Genomic DNA, 17,906 nt, shown 5'->3' on the forward strand with positions numbered 1-17,906 from the left:
AAGCATGGTTTCGCTCACTGCAACACAACGCGCTACGCAAATCCAGCTGTGCACCGCCGGCTTGAGTGCCGAGGATAGCGCGCGCGTGCTCGACGCGCTGGCGTTCGTCGAGCCGCTATACGCCGACAATGTCATCACCACCGGCCAGAGCACGCTCGATTTCTCGCAGGGCGTGACCAGCATCCTGGCGCTGCTCGATACCGATGTCGAAACCCGCATCGCCGGCCTGCTGTTTGAGCTGCCTTTGCTCGACGCCAGTTACGCCGATACCATCGAACAGCGCTTCGGCAAGGAGATCTCCGACCTGGTCGGCGGCATCCGCCAGCTGATGCGGCTGCACGGCTTTACCTTCGGCTTGCCGCAGGAAGTCATGCGCGGCAAGAACGCCGCCCAGCAGGCTGCCAGCCAGGTGGAAACCTTGCGCAAGATGCTGCTGGCGATGGCGACCGACATGCGCGTGGTGCTGGTGCGGCTGGCTTCGCGCGTGACGGCGCTGCGCTATTTCGCCGAACACAAGATGGAAAACGAGCGCACCAGCCGGTATGCGCGCGAGACCCTGGACCTGTATGCGCCGCTGGCCAACCGGCTCGGGATCTGGCAGCTCAAGTGGGAGCTGGAAGACCTGTCGTTCCGCTTCATCGATCCGGTCACCTACAAACGCATCGCCAAGATGCTGGAAGAGCGGCGCATCGAGCGCGAAGGTTTTGTCGACGCCGCCATCACGCGCCTGCGCAGCGAACTGGCGGCGGCCGACATCAAGGCCGAAGTATCGGGCCGGCCGAAACACATCTACAGCATCTGGAACAAGATGCAAGGCAAGGAGCTCGATTTTTCCGAGCTGTACGACGTGCGCGCTTTCCGCGTGATCGTCGACGACGTCAAGACTTGCTACACGGTGCTGGGCATCGTCCACAATATCTGGATCCCGATCCCGAAAGAATTCGACGACTACATCTCGCGGCCCAAGCAGAACGGTTACCAGTCCTTGCACACGGTGGTGCTGGCCGACGACGACCGGGCCCTGGAAGTGCAGATCCGCACCAACGAAATGCACCATTTCGCCGAATACGGGGTCGCCGCCCACTGGCGCTACAAGGAAGCCGGCGGTTCCAATTTCTCTGCGCAGAAATACGACGAAAAGATCGCCTGGCTGCGTCAGCTGCTGGCCTGGAAAAGCGAGGTGGTGGATGCCGTTGTCGAGCAAGAGGACAGCCGCCGCGAATGGCTGGAAAAGCTCAAGCAAGCCACGCTCAACGACCACATCTACGTGCTGACCCCGCAGGCGCGCGTGATCGAACTGCCGAGCGGCGCCACGCCCATCGATTTTGCCTACTACCTGCATACCGATGTCGGCCATCGCTGCCGCGGCGCGCGGGTGGACGGCAGCATGGTGCCGCTGAATACGCCGTTGAAGAATGGCCAGACAGTGGAGATCATCACCGCCAAGAACGCGCCCGGCGGTTCCGGCCCTTCGCGCGACTGGCTGACGCCGGGTTACGCCGCCAGCGCGCGTACCCGCTCGAAGGTGCGCGCCTGGTTCAACGCCATCGAACAGCAGGAAACCCTGGCCACCGGCCGCAGCCTGCTCGACAAGACCTTGCAGCGCGAAGGCAAGACCGCGGTCAACCTGGAAGAGCTGGCGCGCAAGCTTGAATTCGCCAAGCTGGAAGACCTGCTGCTGGCGCTGGGCAAGGACGAATTCAGCCTGCGCCATGTTGAGCAAGCCCTGCACGACGATCCTGGCGCCAAGCTGGCCGAGCATGGCAGCGAACTGGAAGAAGCCGCGATCACCCGCAAGAGCCGCGCTTCCAGCGTGGCGCACGGCGGCAGGTCAGGGGTGCTGGTAGTAGGCACCGACGGCTTGATGACGCAGCTGGCCAAGTGCTGCAAACCGGCGCCGCCGGACCCGGTGGTCGGCTTCATCACGCGCGGCAAAGGCGTTTCCATCCATCGTGAAAACTGCAAGAATTTCGCCGAGATGCGCATCAAGGCGCCGGAACGCGTGATCCAGACCACCTGGGGCGCGCCGGAAGCGGAAACCGTTTATCCGGTCGATATTTTCGTGCTGGCCAGCGACCGCCAGGGCTTGCTGCGGGATATTTCGGAAGTGTTCCTGCGCGAAAAAATCAACGTCATCGGCGTCAGCACCCAAAGCGCCAAGGCGCACGCGCGGATGGCGTTCACCGCCGAAATCGCGTCCACCGCCCAGCTGCAGAAGGCGCTGGCCGTGATCCGCGAGGTAAAAGGAGTGCTGGAAGCCAAGCGCCAATAAGGCTGGCGGAGCAGGGGCCGGGAAATGTGTTGCATCATCGCGGCGCCTGCTTTATTTACTGGAAATTCTATGTCATAATAGCGGCCTCTCCGGGAGGTTAGCTCAGGGGTAGAGCGATCGCCTCACACGCGATAGGTCACAAGTTCGAAACTTGTACTTCCCACCAATTCAAAGTCAATATCCATGCGGGTCTCAGCCGAAAACGGGAAATTCGTTTTTGCGTTTGGGGTGAATTTGGGTGAAAATGACTTCAAGTCGCCGTCTACGGTCCTCATCCAGCCAGCACCGATCCACTTCCCACATGTGCGCATGACCATCGTGGTATCGGTATGCCCCATTTGCGTCGCCACGTTATCGGCTTCGTCCCGGTCCAGGGTCCGCCGTGAAGGGGATTGTGAAATACGGATTTCCCAAGCTTTATTCCTGTGGCTGTATACAAGCTTTCAAGATGGCGTCGATTTCATCGATATTATCGTCTTTGCTTGTTCGATCGTTAGATGAACGTGTGAATTAAAAAATGGCGGATGTTCGTGGGATCATCCGCCGTTTTATTTTGGTTCGATAGAATTCTTCTCAACAGCTAATCAGCAGACTCTTGTCTCAGGCGCCCGGTGAGTCGCTGTCATGTGCCGAAGACATCTTCATGTCAGACCTGCGCCATGCCCCCATCGACGGCGAGATCCACACCGGTGATATATGAACTTTCATCGGAAGCAAGGAACACGACGACGGCAGCGATTTCCTCGGGCTTGCCTCTGCGGCCGAGCGGAACTTGCGAGGCGAACTGAGCTGCCGCCTGTTCTGCCTGTTCAGCTGTGAGGCCCGCCTTCTCCAAAGCTTGAGTTTCGATTGGGCCCGGACTCATCGAATTCACGCGAATCTTGCGATCCTTTAGCTCCATCGTCCAGCCGCGCGCGAAGCTGCGCACGGCTGCCTTGCTAGCGGCGTAGGCAGTAAAGGCTGGCACACCCAGTACGTTTGCGTTTGAAGAGGTTAGGATGATCGAGCCGCCATCTTTGAAAAGGGGAAGAGCTTTTTGCACGGTAAAGAATAATCCCTTTACGTTGACATCGAAGATCTTGTCGAAATGAGACTCGGTCGCCGTTGCAAGCGGCGCGACTGTTCCTCCGCCTGCGTTCGCAAAGAGAATATCGATGTGGCCATGCTTCTCTTTCACAACGGCATAGAGACGGTCGAGATCTTCTAAGTTCGAGACGTCGCCTGCGACCGTCGTCACGTTTATCCCGATGAAAGCTGCGGCTTCAGCCAGCTCTTTCTCTCTTCGCCCGGTGATCACGACATGCGCACCTTCTTCGACAAAGCGCTTGGCTGTGGCCAAGCCCATGCCACTATTGCCGCCTGTGATGACCGCGATTTTTCCTGCTAATTTTTTTGTGCCGTTGTTCATTGTTTTCACCTTTAAACGTTAATCGTTATACTTTGGATTCAGGAATTCATTCGCTTGATCAGATCCATGTGAAGTCCGCTTAAGGGAGCGCCGAATTCCTGGAGTCTTCCAGACTCAATCAGCCCCCCAAGATCCACCGGGGCAAAGCCGGCTTCGTCGAGAATGCGCGCTAGTTTCTGCTTCGCGGCTTTATCGTCGCCCGACATAAACAGAACCAATTTGCGGTCGTTCTCTGAGGGGGCTGGCATCCAATTCATGACGAGCGTATTGAGCGCCTTGATGACTCCAGCCCCAGGCGCATAACTTGCGATGATCTCGCTCGAAGTCTTGCCCTCGGCGTCCTCGCTGGAAGGTCGATTTGTCGCGTCGACAAGAATCCGCCCACTCCAATCCGAAACCTCGGCGAGCGCCTGCTTTGCCTGCTCCCACCGGACACATAAGATCGCGATATCTTGCATCGCTGCTTCCTGGACAGTGCCTGTTTTGGCATTCGAGCCGATACCACGCACGAGTTCGTTTAACGAATCCGGCCCTCTGCTGTTGCTAAGCACAACCTCGTGCCCATACCGTACCAAGTACTTAGCGTATGTTTGGGCTACGTTTCCCGCTCCGATAAATCCGATTTTCATAAAATTCGCTGCCTTTCGCTTATGTTGTAGATACTATTAAAGTATCTATTTAGATCAAAAAAAACGCTAACGAGATTTGTTCCTGATTTTTGAAACAACATCTGCTAGTGTGGTCTGCTTCAAATCATTCTCAACAGCTTTCTGCGTACCGACCAGAACCTCGCCCATCACTTCCTTGATATTACTGCTCACTACGCACCATTCCTTTTTCTCATAGGTGTGGATAGCAAAAACATCAGGAGGGTTTATTGCATGTGAGATGTTTAATAGCGAAATGTCTTTTGGATTTTTAGTAAGCGTGTAGCCCCCTGCTTTACCAACAGTGGCTTTGACCAACTTCGCTTTTGAGAGCTTCGCCAGGATTCTCTTAACAAAAATCGGGTTCGCATTCACGCTGCCGGCTAAAACTTCAGACGTAAAAGACGTTTCATAGTGGGCGATCGCCGCCAACACATGAACCGCAATTGAAAACTGAGTATTTATCGATGCCATAACGGATATTATTATCGTATCCATTTGGTAAGTCAAGCATAAAAATATGAGGAGACCATAAGCAATTGGCAGCCGCCTTCAATCCAGATTAATACAATCTGTCAAACGTCTGCAGCCGGCCAGAAGCGGCCAGTTACAAATTTTCCAGAAAGCGGTCAGACATGTGCGCGAGATATAGCGTGCTTGGCGGGCCGTTGTTTGGCGCCGACGCCATAGTCATTTAATAGCTTGAAAGATGAACTATGGACACAGTACTTTTTCTTGTCGTATTTCTGGGGCTAATAATATTTCCGAGCAAATACATCAGTGTTGGTAGATAGAGCTCAATCCACCGGTTGAATCCACAGTCGAAAGTAGTCAGTCTGCTCGGGCATTGGTAATCACTGCGATCCGATCCATTGTGGAAATAATAATAGTAAGTCAAACGCCTTGACAAGCTACCTACTAGTATGTAGAGTGCCTGGAATGAAACCCAATAACACGTCCGACGAAATCATAAATTGCGCCCGTTCACTGATAATTTCCGGTGGCTATAACGGCTTCAGCTACGCCGACATTTCCAAAGTGGTTGGAGTACGCAATGCGACCATTCATCATCACTTCCCAACCAAATCCAATTTGGTTCGAGCACTTATAGTTAACTATCGAGAGCAGGTTCAGCTGGGACTGGCGGAATTGGAGCGTAACGTCCCTGAACCAGTTGAGCAGCTTCGTGCGTACATTCATTATTGGGAGTCCTGCATCGCTGACGCTACTGCTCCGTTCTGCGTGTGCGCATTGCTCGCAACTCAATTACCAGTTCTTCCCGAAGAAGTTGCGCTCGAAGTACGAGCCCATTTTCGGACTCTATCGACCTGGTTGACCTCTGTCCTGGAGCGTGGCGTAGCACAAGGCCGCATTCGACTAACAACGTCAGCCAAAATCGAAGCCGAAAGTTTTATGGCCACGGTTCATGGCGCAATGCTCTCAGCACGCGCTTACGACGACGCGAAGATATTCGGCGCAATAACCCATCCACTGCTGAAGCGTCTTCTGTAAATCTGAAATTTCTTAAGTGGAACTTAATTTCGCCCAATTACCTGCCAACTAGTAGGTAGCTTTCAGGGGCTTGGATTTTTTTGGTTAGCAGCATCATTTTGTCAATATACGAAAGGAATCATTATGTTTGGGATAACGCCTCTAGGCTGGTTACATACAATTGGCAGCCTACCTGCCATACCTTTAGTCATCTACATGTTTGTACGGCATGGCAGGATTGCACCTCGCAGTGCTCCGGGTATTGCGTACTTTATTTCGATGCTAATAGGCGCGACTACGGTATTTCTTGTCGCACATCAGCCAGTGAGCTATGGCATTGCCACTGCTACGATTTTGCTTTTGGTGACGGGTTACGGAATAGCCCACATTACTTCCGTTGGGCGAGCGGCTATTTACATCGAAACCATTAGCCTCAGCCTTACTGCGTTCTTATTGATGGTTCCCACCGTAAGCGAGACGCTACGCCGCGTTCCGGACGGCCATCCATTCGTAACTGACCTAAAGTCTCCACTTCTTCTTGGATCTCAGGGCGGTCTATTCGTCATTCTTATCGTTGGAGTGATAGCTCAAATAATATTTCTACGCAAAAAAGGAAGAACAATTGAGCTTAAGCCGCAAAGATGATGCAGGATCGTCTAAAAATCTTGATGCGAAGTCTGCATTGGGTCGTTTGCTTGCCTGGCAAGCAGGTATCAGTTGATCATGGCGTACTGCGTGGTCAACGAGGTCCGCCGCAGTCGATCAGATCAAATCGGCGCAGAGGGCATTTCGGACCTGAGCCTGCAGCAACCGGTACTTGCCTTTAGCGGACGCAATTCCAGAAAGGTTGTACATGAGCGCACAAACCTTACTGCTTTCGGTCTTCAAGTATAAAGCTTGGGCCAACGAGGGACTCTTTACTGAACTCGCAAAGGTCGATGCAGCGGCTCGCCAATCGGAACGACACTCTGTGATTCGCCTCTTAAACCACATATACATCGTTGATCGCATCTTTGCTGCCCATCTGTCAGGGGAAATGCCCGGCTACACAGGAATTAACACGCCGGAGACACCGACAATCGAGGAGCTACGCTCTGCGGTGGTTAAATCAGACCGCTGGTATGTGGAATATATCGGGAAATTGGCAGCGGAACGGTTTTCGGAAAGCCTCCAGTTTACGTTCACGGACGGCGTGTCAGGATGCATGTTGCGCGAGGAAATGCTTGTTCACGTTGCAACTCATGGTGACTATCATCGTGGAGCCATAGGGCTGCTCTTGCCCCAAGCTTCCGTGCATCCTTTCACAGTCTATTTGCATAAGGCCGAATCTCGTTGACGGCAACGGTGATAAGGCATGCCATGACGCCTCGAATGAAACGGACGGATTCGTAGAAATGGAGTCCATATACGGACATCTCTGCGACACCCCCGGATGACGCTCGCACATCCGACTTACAATATCTTCATCCATTAACGCCACCTGACGACAGGTGCCATGCCATGAGGTATTGCCATGAATAACGCTTTGAAAATCGATTTCGTCTCCGATGTCGTATGCCCCTGGTGTGCTATCGGGCTGGCGGGTCTCAATATCGCGCTCGAACGCCTCGCTCCGGAGACGCACGTCGACTTCACCGTCCACCCGTTCGAGCTCAACCCTGGTATGCCCGCAGCCGGGCAGGAATAACTTGAACACATCACCGAAAAATACGGCATCACCGCCGATCAGGCGCGCATCAACCGTGAACAGATCCGGGCCAGGGCGGCTGCCGTCGGTTTCACCATGAACCGGGATGACGCCAGTCGTGTCTACAACACTTTCGACGCGCATCGTCTGCTTGCCTGGGCGAAAGAGAAGAATGCGCAAGCAACGCTCAAACTGGTCTTGCTCAAAGCCTATTTCACCGACGGGAAAAACATCGCGGACAGGAATGTGCTGGCGGAACTTGCCAGGCAAGCCGGCCTGGATGGCGCCGAAGCCGACGAAGTACTGGCATCGGATCGGTTTGCTCAGGAAGTGAAGGAAGAGGAAACGCTGTGGGCCCAGCGCGGCATCAGCAGCGTGCCCGCAGTCATCGTGAATGATCGCTACCTGATCTCGGGCGGCCAGCCGCCGGAGGTATTTGAAGAGAAGCTTCGGGCGATCCTGGCGAGCGACGAGCGGGAGTGATTGTCGCGGGAGAGTGTTCGCGAACTGGTGCTGACCGGGAATGGCCGGTGCCAGCCGCGGTCATTCAACCATTCCACCTAATCGAATTGATTCGTTAATGTTTGTGTGCCAGGACATACGAGCCGGATATGGGTTACGCACATGGAAAGACGAGCACCCTCGTTGGCGCACGTCCCTTCATTGAACTATGTCAGTTCGTGTTGAGGAAGGACTGCACCGTCTTCACAGTCTCTGCAGGTGCCTCGTCCATCAGCCAGTGACCGGAACCGGGCACTACAACTTCAGTGACATTAGTTGCGGCGTTGCGCATGACCGCAGCTTCGTTCGCACCAAAGGACTTCTCGCCGCCAATTGCCAGGACCGGCATGCCGAGTTTGGTCTTCACGGATTCGGCATTGTCGTCAGCGTCTTTACGGATTGACTGGAACTGGGCAAAGGCCGCTTTCATGGCGCCGGGGCGAGCATAGAGCTTCGCGTAGTGGACGCGTGTGGCCTCATCGACTTTGCTGGCATCGCCGGCGAAATCATTCCAGAACCGGTCGAGGTAGATGCGCTCACGTCCCTGGACTAAGCGCAGCATGTCCTTACCGCCGAGGTCAAAGTGCCACAGCACCGGCAGGCGGACAATTTGTTCCCAAGGAGGCACGCCTGGCACTGGTGCGTCCATCACCACCAGCTTCGTGGTCTTCTCCGGGTAGCGCGCTGCATAAGCGTAGGCCACCATGGTGCCGATGTCGTGACCAACGATGTCCGCTTTGTCGATGCCGAGTTTGTCTAAGACCGCACGGATGTCGCCAGCCTGGGTTTTCTTGTCGTAGCCGCCCTCGGGCTTGGAAGACAACCCCATGCCACGCAGGTCGGGGACAACCACCCGGTGGTCCTTGGCAAGAGCAATCGCCATTGGCGTCCACATGTCTCCGGTGTCTCCAAAGCCGTGGATGAGAACAACGGCGGGCCCGGCACCGCCGACACGTACGTGAATCGTGGCGCCATCCGTATTGATGCTTTCTGTTTTGAAGTTCGCCGGATACGGTTTGGGTTCAGAGTGTACCGGCAGCGAAGCGGTCAGCGCGGCGACTGCAAAAAGGCTGGCACCAAGGGCGCGATTAAAAGTGCTGAGCATGATGTTGTTCTCCTTGGGTTCAGGTGCGTGTAATCGAGGCGCCGCCATCCACAAGGGATGCGGTGCCGGTGACAAAGGATGAATCGTCCGAAGCGAGGTACAGGACGGACCGAGCCAGCTCCTGGGGCGTGGCGACGCGCTTCAAAGCGTGCAAGTTGGTCACGAAAGATTGCGCTTCAGGAGTGTTATTCATGCCGCGATACATGTCGGTGTCCACAGCGCCGGGCAGTACCGCATTGACGCGCACTCCTTGGGGACCGAACTCGGCAGCCAGGGCCTGAGTCAGACCGATGAGGCCGGACTTGCTTGCAGCATAGGCGGCGACCCCAGGAAAAGCAAAGGTATGGCCCACGAAGGTGGAAGTGAAGATGAGCGAGCCGCCGCCGTTCCTCAGCATCTGGGCAATTTGGTGCTTGGCGCCGAGGAAGGAGCCGGTCAGGTTGATTGCCAAGGTGTCCGTCCAACCGGCTTCGGAGACGTCAGTGGAGGGGCCGCCTTCACCCAAAGTGCCGGCATTATTGAATGCGATATCCAGGCGCCCAAAGCGTTCGACCGCCAGCGCCACCAGCGCTTTGGCGTACTCCTCGGACCGAACGTCGCCGGCCAGAGCCACGGCTTGGCCGTCCGCGCTGCGAATTTGGCCGATCAATTGGTCTAGCTCGGCCTGTCGGCGCGCTCCAACGACAACCTTGGCTCCTTCAGCGGCAAACAGTTGTGCAGTTGCAAAGCCGATGCCCGAACTTGCGCCGGTAATGATGGCAACCTTGCCCTCAAGTCGCTTGCTCATTTGAATCTCCTAGAAAGTGATTAAAGAAAAATGAATTACTGAACTCAGTGTAGTAGTCGAAGTCTGTTTGGATAAGTGGGCAACTAAAGGAATTTGTGTTCGGTATAATCGAACAATTGAAGTTGCACTACCGGATTGATTTGGTCGCAGCACACACCGCATGGGCGCCGGAGGACGCATGGTCAAGCTGGACGGGATTACGAACTTTGTTGCTATAGCGGAAGCTGGCTCTATCAGTGCAGCAGCCAGGAGGCTGCACCTTTCAAAGTCGGTTGTCAGCGAACGGCTCGCCGGACTTGAGCAAAGTCTTGGGGCGCCGTTGTTTCACCGAACAACGCGCAAACTCAGCCTGACGGAGGATGGGATAGCGTTCTTCGAAAGGGCGAGCCGCATCGTTTGGGAGGTTCAAGACGCAGTGGCAGAGGTTTCGGAGCGACGCGGCACTTTGAGCGGACCGATGCGATTGTCCGCCCCAGTCACATTTGGGCGCATGCATCTTGGCCCAGCGCTGTACCCTTTTTTGTCGAAGCATCCCGGAATTTCGCTCACATTGGAATTGGACGACCGGCGAGTTGACGCCGCGGCCGACGGGTATGATGCCGTCATACGGCATGGTACGGTCGAAGACTCCCGACTTGTCGCGTTGCCAATCGCCCCGAGCAGGCGGCTTCTTGTGGCATCCCCAGAGTACCTAAAGCATTACGGAAAACCGACGACACTCGACGCCTTAGGTGGCCACAGAGCCATTTACTATACAAATCGAAACGTCGCTGACTGGCGGTTTCTAGACTTGCGCCCAGATGCCTTCGTCCGGCCACCGGCTTCGTTGAGGGTCAACAACGGCGACATGATGAGAGATGCTGCGTTGGCTGGTCTAGGCTTGGCACTTCTGCCAAGCTTTATTGTCGGAGAAGACGTCAAAAAAGGAGCGCTCGTCAGGGTTGACGTTGGAAGTGAAGCCGCAGAAGAAATGATTTATGTTGCGCACCCCGAGGGCCGTAGGGCCTCCAAAAAACTTCAAGAACTTGTCATGGCGTTGCGCGGGGCTTTCGGCACCCCACCATATTGGGATGTGGTTTGATAGATCAGCTGGATCGTAGGTTTGACCCGCCCCTGATGCTGCTGTATCACATGCCAGGCTTCGTGCGGCAGATGCTTTTGCTGTCCCGGAGCCAGATCAGGTTTTCGATACTGTTTTTTAAGCGATCGGGAAGGCCGGTGCGATTGATTTGGGCAGGTATCGAACTCGCTGGAGCCGCTTCATGGGCAATATCCGCCCGCCTCTGGAGCGGGGAGCTTGCATATCGATAAGCGCCCATCGCGGTGAGGTCGTTGCATCCGTCGGCGAGCACGTCGGGCCGTAGAGCGGCGGCGCTTTTCACAATCGGCAGCGATGCCTGAGGCAGCGTTATCTTTTGCATGCTGGCCGTCCTCCGCGTCGGAAATCCAATGGAATTGATGCAAAGAACGTACTGCTTCTCCGGCCAGAACGCGATCTGTATTATGCGATTCTCCGATGCACCTGTTAAATTTGACAGGTCGTGCCGGGAAAGCGGCAGAGCATCTGCGGTAGCGTCAGTCCTGTTGCAGGTTCCCCCGCCGCGAAGCGGGTCACCTGCTGTTGTGATTGTTTTTTGGCTGGAATCACCGTACATTTCCTTGTGATAGCTCAATCGGCCTTACCGGACAAGGGGCGCCAGGCATGCAGAAAATGAGACCGCTAGCCCCGCTGCCGCAGCTTGTTGCACAAGACAGCTTTCCTGAGCAGCCTTGCGTATCGCATGACGACAGCGCCGGCTTGGTGGCAATGGACAATTACCACTATGCCGGCAGCGCTCTTCAGAGGCGCGCTACAGGCCTGCCGGCAGCGCAAGGCGGAGCGCCGGCTGCCGGTGTGCCTCCAGCCAGGACCGTCCGCACCGGCCTTCCCGATCGCTTGAAGTACGGTATCGAAAACCTGTCCGGGATAGCGCTGGATGGCCTCAATGTCCATTACAACTCCTCTCTGCCGGCACTTGTACAGGCGCACGCATATGCCGCGGGCAGCGAGATCCACCTGGCTCCCGGCCAGCAAAAACATTTGCCGCATGAAGCCTGGCACGTGGTGCAGCAGAAACAGGGCAGGGTAAAACCCACGCTGCAAATGAAACAAGGTGCGCCGGTCAATGATGATGCGGAACTGGAACGTGAAGCGGATACGATGGGAGCAAAAGCTGTCCAGGCCGGCAGCCGATCTCTCCATGGTGTCAAGCCATCAACCAGCCAGTCGATGGCCGTTCAGCGGATGCCATTGGCGCAAGCGGACGGCATGTCCGTCATCCAGAGAAAACTCACCCTTAAAGGCGAGGAGGCGGATAAAGACCTGGCGCTAGAGCAGTTAAACAGTCTGGCGGGTTCCGCCGCAATTACCCTGGCAGACGCGGGAGCCGGTACTTGGGAGGCGAGCATAGGGGCGAGCGCGACCAGCGGCGGCACCTTGCTGAAGAACCTGATCAATGACGAACAGCAGTTTTTTTTCGATTTTTCCTCTGCAGTGCCTCCTCAGTACGACCCTGCCAAGCATACTGTCTTCATGAACGTCAGGGGTGAAAGCACGGCTGTCCTGCCGGCCAAAGGATTGCCGGAAGGCGACTATACGCGCGAAGGCAACCAGGATATTTATCTGGGCCACGAATTCAACCATGCCCTGCGCCACTTGAAAGGCCACGCCAAAGACCGGTACAAGGATATAGACGGCGCGCCGGTCAGCGACCAGTGGGTAAGGATCGATTCGATTTCCGGAGAGCATACGCTGAGCTATTACATGCAGTTGGAAGAGGCCGAAAACATCGGGCTCAAGCCGACCCTGGATACCGGGAGCGGGGCGTGGGTCGGGACCTCGGAGAATGCCTTCCTGGCGCAGCAAGGCAAGCCGGTCAGGCTTGGCTACTTCAAGCAGGATTCGCAGGAAAACAAACTCAACCGCCTGGATTATCTCAAATCATTGACCATCACCACCGGGATACGATACGCAGAATTCCTGCGCAAGACGGCATCGCTGGCGGGCGGGGCGGCTATCGATGCTCCCTTGCAAAGTGCTGTCGCATTGGTGGCGGCGAAGAAAGCCGAGATAGAAGATTGCAAGAGAAAAGCTGAGGCAGCGGAAAAACACAAGACCGATTGGCTCGGCCACAAGAATGAAAATCTCCTGCCGCGAAAGGAAGCTGCCGAGATATCACGTGACGCCGCGGCGGAAGAATTCGGCAATTTCGACGAAGCCGAGCAATGGAGTGCATGGGTGGCACAGAACCTTGCCCTTGCGGGAGGCGAAGACAGTGGCTATGACGCGGACTGGAATAAAATCGACGATCCAGAAGATGGCTCTGCCGAATACGATTCGGCCTGGTACCAGCAAGTGCAGCTGATCAACGCGAGGCGGCTTGGACTGGAAGGCGCAAGCGCGAGGGCGGCAACGCGTTTCGGAAGTTATTCAACGCTGGCGGATAAAACTTCAGGCGAGGGGCTTGACGACTCCACTGAAACCGGCAAGCTCCATTTGGCGATCATCAAGGAGATAGGCGAAGAAGTCGATGCCGCAGAATCCCAGCTGATTCCTTTGGTGGACAGTGTGCTGGACCTGATGACAACTCAATTGAACGGCCTGCAAGCCGAGAACCTGGACAAGGCCGCAGACATAACCATCCTGAAAAACCTGGTAACTACCTGGCGGCCAGTCGCCAGCTACAATTCAAATGGATAAACGACACTGTCCTGCTCCTGGATTGCCTTCTTAAGCTAGGTCTTGCCGTCCACTTTGGCCCGCCAAGGCGGCACCGGCCCGAACTGCCGGATCGCATATTCGATGAATTTCTTCGCCCGTGCCGACATGCCCTTGCGTTGCGGCACCAGCGCGATGACATCGGCGGGCGCCAGGTTCCATTGCGGGAGAAGGGCGACCAGCTTGCCGCGCCGGATATTTTCGGCGACGTCCCATTCGGAACGGATCATGATGCCTTTTCCCATCAGGGCCCATTGATGCACCACTTCGCCATCGTTGGAGCTCAGGATCGGATCTACGCGCACGCTATGCTGAAGCGCTCCCTTGGAAAACTTCCACAAGCCCACGTCTTCGTCGTTCTCCTGCAGCACCAGGCATTGATGCCGGGCCAGCGACTGCGGATCGGCCGGCGATCCCGCGCGCCGGATATAAGATGGGGACGCGCACAGCATCCTGGCGTTGGCGCCGATCTTGTAGCGCACCAGGCTGGAATCGGCCAGGGCGCCGATGTGGAACGTGATGTCGGCCTTGTGTGCCTCGCCGGCGCTGATGCGGTCGAGCAGGGTCAGTGAAACCTTGACGCCGGGATGGTCGCTCTGGAACTGCGCCACCAGCGGCGTCAGGTAGCGGCGGCCAAAGCCGAACGGGGCGTTGATGCGCAGGTGCCCGGCAACAATGCCTTGCCGTGCTTTCAGCTTTTCAAACAGGATATCGTTCTGCTCGCAAATCGCCGCGCCTTCTTCCGCCAGCAGCTGGCCCTCGTCGGTGAGGCACATGTTCCGCGTGGAGCGGTCGACCAGGCGGACTCCCAGCCTGGCTTCGAGCTGCTGCAGGCGCTGGGTCACGGCCGAAGCGGTGACGTTGATCTCGCGCGCGGCGGCGGCAAGGCTGCCGGTTCTCACCACGATCATGAAAAAGCGGATATCGTCGATCGGTATCATTATTAAGTAAAACTTAAGTTAGCCATGTATTTCATTTAACCACAGTCTTGAAAATACGATCGATAATCCCGCCATACCAACTGGATCGAGGCTGACATGGCGAAAAAATATCAGGCAATCTTGTTCGACCTGCTGACCGCATTGCTGGATTCCTGGTCGGTCTGGGACCGTGCCGCCGGATCGGAACAGGCGGGGCGCGCCTGGCGTGCCGAATACCTGCGGCTGACCTACGGCTGCGGCGCTTACCAGCCGTATGAAGAGCTGGTGGCGCAGGCTGCGCAGAACGTCGGGCTGACGGCGGACCTGGCGCATCAGCTTGACCGGAACTGGCTCGATCTCCAGCCTTGGCCGGATGCCGCCGCGACACTGGTCCGCCTGCGGCAGGATTATCGGCTGGGCGTGGTGACCAATTGCTCCGCCAGGCTTGGCCGGCTGGCGGCCGACAGGGTCGGCGTTCCGTTCGAGGTGGTCGTGACGTCGGAGCAGGCCGGGTTTTACAAGCCTGACCCGCGGCCGTATCGGCTGGCGCTGGAGAAACTGGGCCTGCCGGCAGAGCGCGTGCTGTTTGTCGCCGGCTCAGCCTATGACATGTTCGGCACGGCGCAAGTCGGCCTCGATACCTTCTGGCATAACCGTATCGGCCTGGCCGCGCCGGCCGGCGCGCCGGCGCCGCTGGCAGAGTCGGCGCGGATAACAGACCTGCTTGAGTTTGTCGATATCAAATAAATCGGGGAAATGACATGAATGACGCCACAATAAATCTGCCGCGCCGCCTGAGCGATCTTGAAACCCCGGCGCTGGTGCTCGACCAGGACCGCATGGAGCAGAACATCGCCCGCATGCGCGCCAGCCTGGCCCGTTTCGACGTGGCGTTCAGGCCGCACGTCAAGACCAGCAAATCGATCCAGGTAACGCGCGCCACGCTAGGCCAGGCCAGCGGGCCGATCACGGTGTCGACCCTCAAGGAAGCGGAATATTTCGCAGCCAATGGCTTCACGGATATCCTGTATGCGGTCGGCATTGTTCCGGGAAAATTCGATCATGTGATCAGGCTACGGCAGCAGGGGATAAAGCTGACAGTCGTCCTGGACAGCCTGGAAATGGCCCAGGCCCTGTGCGACAGGGCGCGCCAGGAAAATACGCGCTTCGACGTGATGATCGAGATCGACTCCGACGGCCACCGCTCGGGCGTGGTGCCCGATGCGCCGGAACTGCTGGATATCGGACGTTGCCTGGCCGCCGGCGGCCAGCATCTGGCCGGCGTCATCACCCATGCCGGCAATTCCTATAACTGCCGCTCGATAACTGCCATCAGGCAGATGGCGCAGCAGGAGCGCGATGCAGCCGTCGGCTGCGCAGAACGCTTGCGCGCGGCCGGCATCGCCTGTCCTGCGGTCAGCATCGGTTCGACCCCGACCGCCATGTTTGCCGGCAACCTGGATGGCGTCAGCGAAGTGCGCGCGGGCGTGTTTGTGTTCGGCGACCTGGTCATGGCCGGCCTCGGCGTTTGCCGCCAACAGGACATCGCGCTATCCGTGCTTACCACGGTGATTGGGCACCAGAAGGAAAAAGGCTGGATCATCACCGACGCCGGCTGGATGGCCATGTCGCGCGACCGCGGCACCAGCAAGCAGGCGGTGGACCAGGGTTATGGCCTGGTCTGCGATCTCGGCGGCGCGCTGCTGCCCGACGTCCTGATGGTCGACGCCAACCAGGAACACGGCGTGATCGCGCACCGCTCCGGCGATCCTGCGCAAACGCCGGACCTGCCCATCGGCACCATGCTGCGCATCGTGCCGAACCACGCCTGCGCAACCGGCGCGCAGCATTCCCGCTACCATGTCGTCAGCCGGGATGCCGCGGATATCCTGGATGTCTGGGAACGATTCCGCGGCTGGTAGCAACGGTTCTTGTCCCATCACGTACCTCTACAATACAAATTGACCATGAAAATCATCCATGCCCCAGCCGTGCCGGCGCCGCGCGGCCACTATTCGCAAGCAGTCGAGCAGAGCGGTTTTGTCTTTTTGTCAGGCATGCTGCCGGCATCCGATACGATCGATCCCGCCACCCACGATTTCCGGCAGCAGTGTGAAGCAGTGTTCAGCCAGTGCCAGGAAGTCCTGCGAGCCGCAGGCTGCGGCTTTGGCGATGTAGTCCAGGCGACGGCGTATCTGGTCGGGGTTGAAAACTGGGGGTTGTTCAACGAGATCTACGCCAGCTACCTGGGCGCGCACAAGCCGGCGCGTGCCGTGGTGCCGGTGCCGGCCCTGCATCACGGCTATGCGGTCGAGCTGCAGCTGGTTGCTTTCGTTCCCGGCGGGGTTCAGGCATGCTAAATTAGCGTTTCGCAATTGATGCCTCCTTAGACAACAAGGAAAAACCATGTGGACTCATGAAGAGAGCATTGAAACCAGCGCCACGCCGGCGCGGATCTGGCAGCTGTTTGCAGACGTGGAAGGCTGGAAGAAGTGGAACCAGGGAATCGACAACATCCAGATCCATGGCGCATTTGCGAATGGCACGACATTCACGATGCAGCCACCCGGTGAAGACCTGTTTACCACTACCTTGATCGACGTCAAGGAGAACCAGGGTTTTACCGACGAAACGATCATAGACGGCACCCGCGTGCTGGTGCACCACAAGATCGTGCCGCTGGCGTCGGGCGGCTGCAAGGTCATCTACAGCACGGAAGTCACCGGGCCGGCCGCGGCGGATTTCGGGCCGATGGTGACCGCGGACTTTCCCGATGTGCTGGGCGCGCTGAAGAATATCGCAGAAGCTTAGCCGGCGGCCAGGGCTAGCAGCTTGGTTACCGTATTGATGTTGCGGACGGTAGCGATGCCGGTCGATGCGGGCAGCTTCAGCTTCGATCTGCCCATGCCTTCGGGATAGTGGATATAGATTTCTTTTTTCCCCGGCCGGACTTGTTCTGCGCCGGGAATGAGCAATAGCTCAAGCCAGCCCTTGGGCAGGCTTGAACTGCAAAAAACCACGGCGACTTTCGACGGCTCCGCATCCGGGAAAGGATTGGCTTTCAAGATGGCGTGCAGCTCTGCCGTTGTGCGCAGCAAGACATCGACCGGTTTGCCCATCTTTTTTGCCAGCGCCTGCGCCAGTTCCTGGCCGACGGCGTCCTTGCCTAGCGCGCTGTCGAAGACCACGTTGCCGCTCTGGATGTAGGTGCGGACATTGCCGAAGCCCAGTCCGCTGCACAGCGCGGCCAGTTCTTTCATCGGCAAGACGCTGTTGCCGCCGACATTCACCGCGCGCAGAAGCGCCGCATAAACCGTCATTCTCATGCTCC

The 17,906-nt window shown here is 57.1% G+C and carries 17 protein-coding genes, 1 tRNA gene and 1 pseudogene; 11 read left to right on the forward strand and 8 right to left on the reverse strand.

Going from position 1 to position 17,906, the window contains the following annotated elements; all coding sequences use genetic code 11:
* Positions 1-4: 4 nt before the first annotated feature.
* Together V8G57_RS01045 and V8G57_RS01050 are read left to right on the forward strand one after the other, a co-directional pair.
* Entirely contained in the window at positions 5-2,272 is a 2,268-nt protein-coding gene (locus V8G57_RS01045; RefSeq protein WP_342827821.1) for a RelA/SpoT family protein, read from the forward strand.
* Between the two features lie 91 nt (positions 2,273-2,363).
* A tRNA-Val gene (locus V8G57_RS01050) sits at positions 2,364-2,438 on the forward strand.
* 480 nt (positions 2,439-2,918) lie between these two features.
* Here the strand turns inward: V8G57_RS01050 and V8G57_RS01055 are convergent.
* The 3 genes from V8G57_RS01055 to V8G57_RS01065 all read right to left on the reverse strand — a co-directional run bounded on the left by V8G57_RS01055 (position 2,919) and on the right by V8G57_RS01065 (position 4,801).
* Positions 2,919-3,680 carry an SDR family NAD(P)-dependent oxidoreductase gene (locus tag V8G57_RS01055; protein WP_342827822.1) on the reverse strand — a complete coding sequence of 254 codons (762 nt, stop codon included), beginning with the start codon at positions 3,678-3,680 and terminating at the stop codon, positions 2,919-2,921.
* Between the two features lie 38 nt (positions 3,681-3,718).
* Entirely contained in the window at positions 3,719-4,309 is a 591-nt protein-coding gene (locus V8G57_RS01060) for an NADPH-dependent F420 reductase (RefSeq protein WP_342827823.1), read from the reverse strand.
* A gap of 66 nt (positions 4,310-4,375) precedes the next feature.
* Complete coding sequence (locus V8G57_RS01065; RefSeq protein WP_342827824.1) at positions 4,376-4,801, reverse strand: Rrf2 family transcriptional regulator; 426 nt, start codon at positions 4,799-4,801, stop codon at positions 4,376-4,378.
* 465 nt (positions 4,802-5,266) lie between these two features.
* Here V8G57_RS01065 and V8G57_RS01070 point away from each other — a divergent pair, with 465 nt between their 5' ends.
* The 3 genes and pseudogenes from V8G57_RS01070 to V8G57_RS01080 all read left to right on the forward strand — a co-directional run bounded on the left by V8G57_RS01070 (position 5,267) and on the right by V8G57_RS01080 (position 7,988).
* Positions 5,267-5,839 (forward strand): TetR/AcrR family transcriptional regulator, encoded by a 573-nt coding sequence (locus V8G57_RS01070; RefSeq protein WP_342827825.1) that lies wholly within the window; start codon positions 5,267-5,269, stop codon positions 5,837-5,839.
* An 832-nt stretch (positions 5,840-6,671) separates the two neighbouring features.
* Positions 6,672-7,154: a DinB family protein gene (locus tag V8G57_RS01075; protein ID WP_342827826.1), complete on the forward strand. Its 483-nt coding sequence runs from the start codon at positions 6,672-6,674 to the stop codon at positions 7,152-7,154.
* Positions 7,155-7,331: 177 nt separating this feature from the next.
* Positions 7,332-7,988 (forward strand): annotated as a pseudogene (locus V8G57_RS01080) (DsbA family oxidoreductase).
* Positions 7,989-8,178: 190 nt separating this feature from the next.
* Here the strand turns inward: V8G57_RS01080 and V8G57_RS01085 are convergent.
* Together V8G57_RS01085 and V8G57_RS01090 are read right to left on the reverse strand one after the other, a co-directional pair.
* On the reverse strand, positions 8,179-9,111 hold the full coding sequence (locus V8G57_RS01085) for an alpha/beta fold hydrolase (RefSeq protein ID WP_342827827.1): 933 nt from the start codon (positions 9,109-9,111) through the stop codon (positions 8,179-8,181).
* Between the two features lie 19 nt (positions 9,112-9,130).
* Complete coding sequence (locus tag V8G57_RS01090) at positions 9,131-9,898, reverse strand: SDR family oxidoreductase (RefSeq protein WP_342827829.1); 768 nt, start codon at positions 9,896-9,898, stop codon at positions 9,131-9,133.
* Between the two features lie 178 nt (positions 9,899-10,076).
* Between V8G57_RS01090 and V8G57_RS01095 the strand changes: the two genes are divergently transcribed.
* Positions 10,077-10,979, forward strand: a complete 903-nt coding sequence (locus V8G57_RS01095; RefSeq protein WP_342827830.1) for a LysR family transcriptional regulator — start codon at positions 10,077-10,079, stop codon at positions 10,977-10,979.
* A gap of 46 nt (positions 10,980-11,025) precedes the next feature.
* On the opposite strand, the gene V8G57_RS01100 is transcribed toward V8G57_RS01095, so the two are convergent.
* Positions 11,026-11,571 (reverse strand): hypothetical protein, encoded by a 546-nt coding sequence (locus V8G57_RS01100; protein ID WP_342827832.1) that lies wholly within the window; start codon positions 11,569-11,571, stop codon positions 11,026-11,028.
* Positions 11,572-11,705: 134 nt separating this feature from the next.
* Here V8G57_RS01100 and V8G57_RS01105 point away from each other — a divergent pair, with 134 nt between their 5' ends.
* Positions 11,706-13,637, forward strand: a complete 1,932-nt coding sequence (locus V8G57_RS01105; RefSeq protein ID WP_342827834.1) for an eCIS core domain-containing protein — start codon at positions 11,706-11,708, stop codon at positions 13,635-13,637.
* Positions 13,638-13,672: 35 nt separating this feature from the next.
* Here V8G57_RS01105 and V8G57_RS01110 read toward each other — a convergent pair whose 3' ends face one another.
* The gene (locus tag V8G57_RS01110; protein WP_342827835.1) at positions 13,673-14,596 is read right to left on the reverse strand and encodes a LysR family transcriptional regulator; all 924 of its coding nucleotides are present in this window, start codon (positions 14,594-14,596) and stop codon (positions 13,673-13,675) included.
* A gap of 96 nt (positions 14,597-14,692) precedes the next feature.
* Here V8G57_RS01110 and V8G57_RS01115 point away from each other — a divergent pair, with 96 nt between their 5' ends.
* The 4 genes from V8G57_RS01115 to V8G57_RS01130 are packed head-to-tail and all read left to right on the forward strand — an operon-like array spanning position 14,693 to position 17,386.
* On the forward strand, positions 14,693-15,322 hold the full coding sequence (locus V8G57_RS01115; protein WP_342827836.1) for an HAD family hydrolase: 630 nt from the start codon (positions 14,693-14,695) through the stop codon (positions 15,320-15,322).
* A gap of 14 nt (positions 15,323-15,336) precedes the next feature.
* Positions 15,337-16,497 carry a DSD1 family PLP-dependent enzyme gene (locus V8G57_RS01120; protein WP_342827837.1) on the forward strand — a complete coding sequence of 387 codons (1,161 nt, stop codon included), beginning with the start codon at positions 15,337-15,339 and terminating at the stop codon, positions 16,495-16,497.
* A 45-nt stretch (positions 16,498-16,542) separates the two neighbouring features.
* On the forward strand, positions 16,543-16,935 hold the full coding sequence (locus V8G57_RS01125; protein WP_144736055.1) for a Rid family hydrolase: 393 nt from the start codon (positions 16,543-16,545) through the stop codon (positions 16,933-16,935).
* A 46-nt stretch (positions 16,936-16,981) separates the two neighbouring features.
* Positions 16,982-17,386, forward strand: a complete 405-nt coding sequence (locus tag V8G57_RS01130) for an SRPBCC family protein (protein WP_342827838.1) — start codon at positions 16,982-16,984, stop codon at positions 17,384-17,386.
* On the opposite strand, the gene V8G57_RS01135 is transcribed toward V8G57_RS01130, so the two are convergent.
* On the reverse strand, positions 17,383-17,901 hold the full coding sequence (locus V8G57_RS01135) for a DUF1697 domain-containing protein (protein WP_342827839.1): 519 nt from the start codon (positions 17,899-17,901) through the stop codon (positions 17,383-17,385). The genes V8G57_RS01130 and V8G57_RS01135 overlap by 4 nt on opposite strands.
* Positions 17,902-17,906: the final 5 nt, after the last annotated feature.

Source organism: Collimonas rhizosphaerae, assembly GCF_038896935.1.
GTDB classification, from domain to species: domain Bacteria; phylum Pseudomonadota; class Gammaproteobacteria; order Burkholderiales; family Burkholderiaceae_D; genus Collimonas; species Collimonas rhizosphaerae.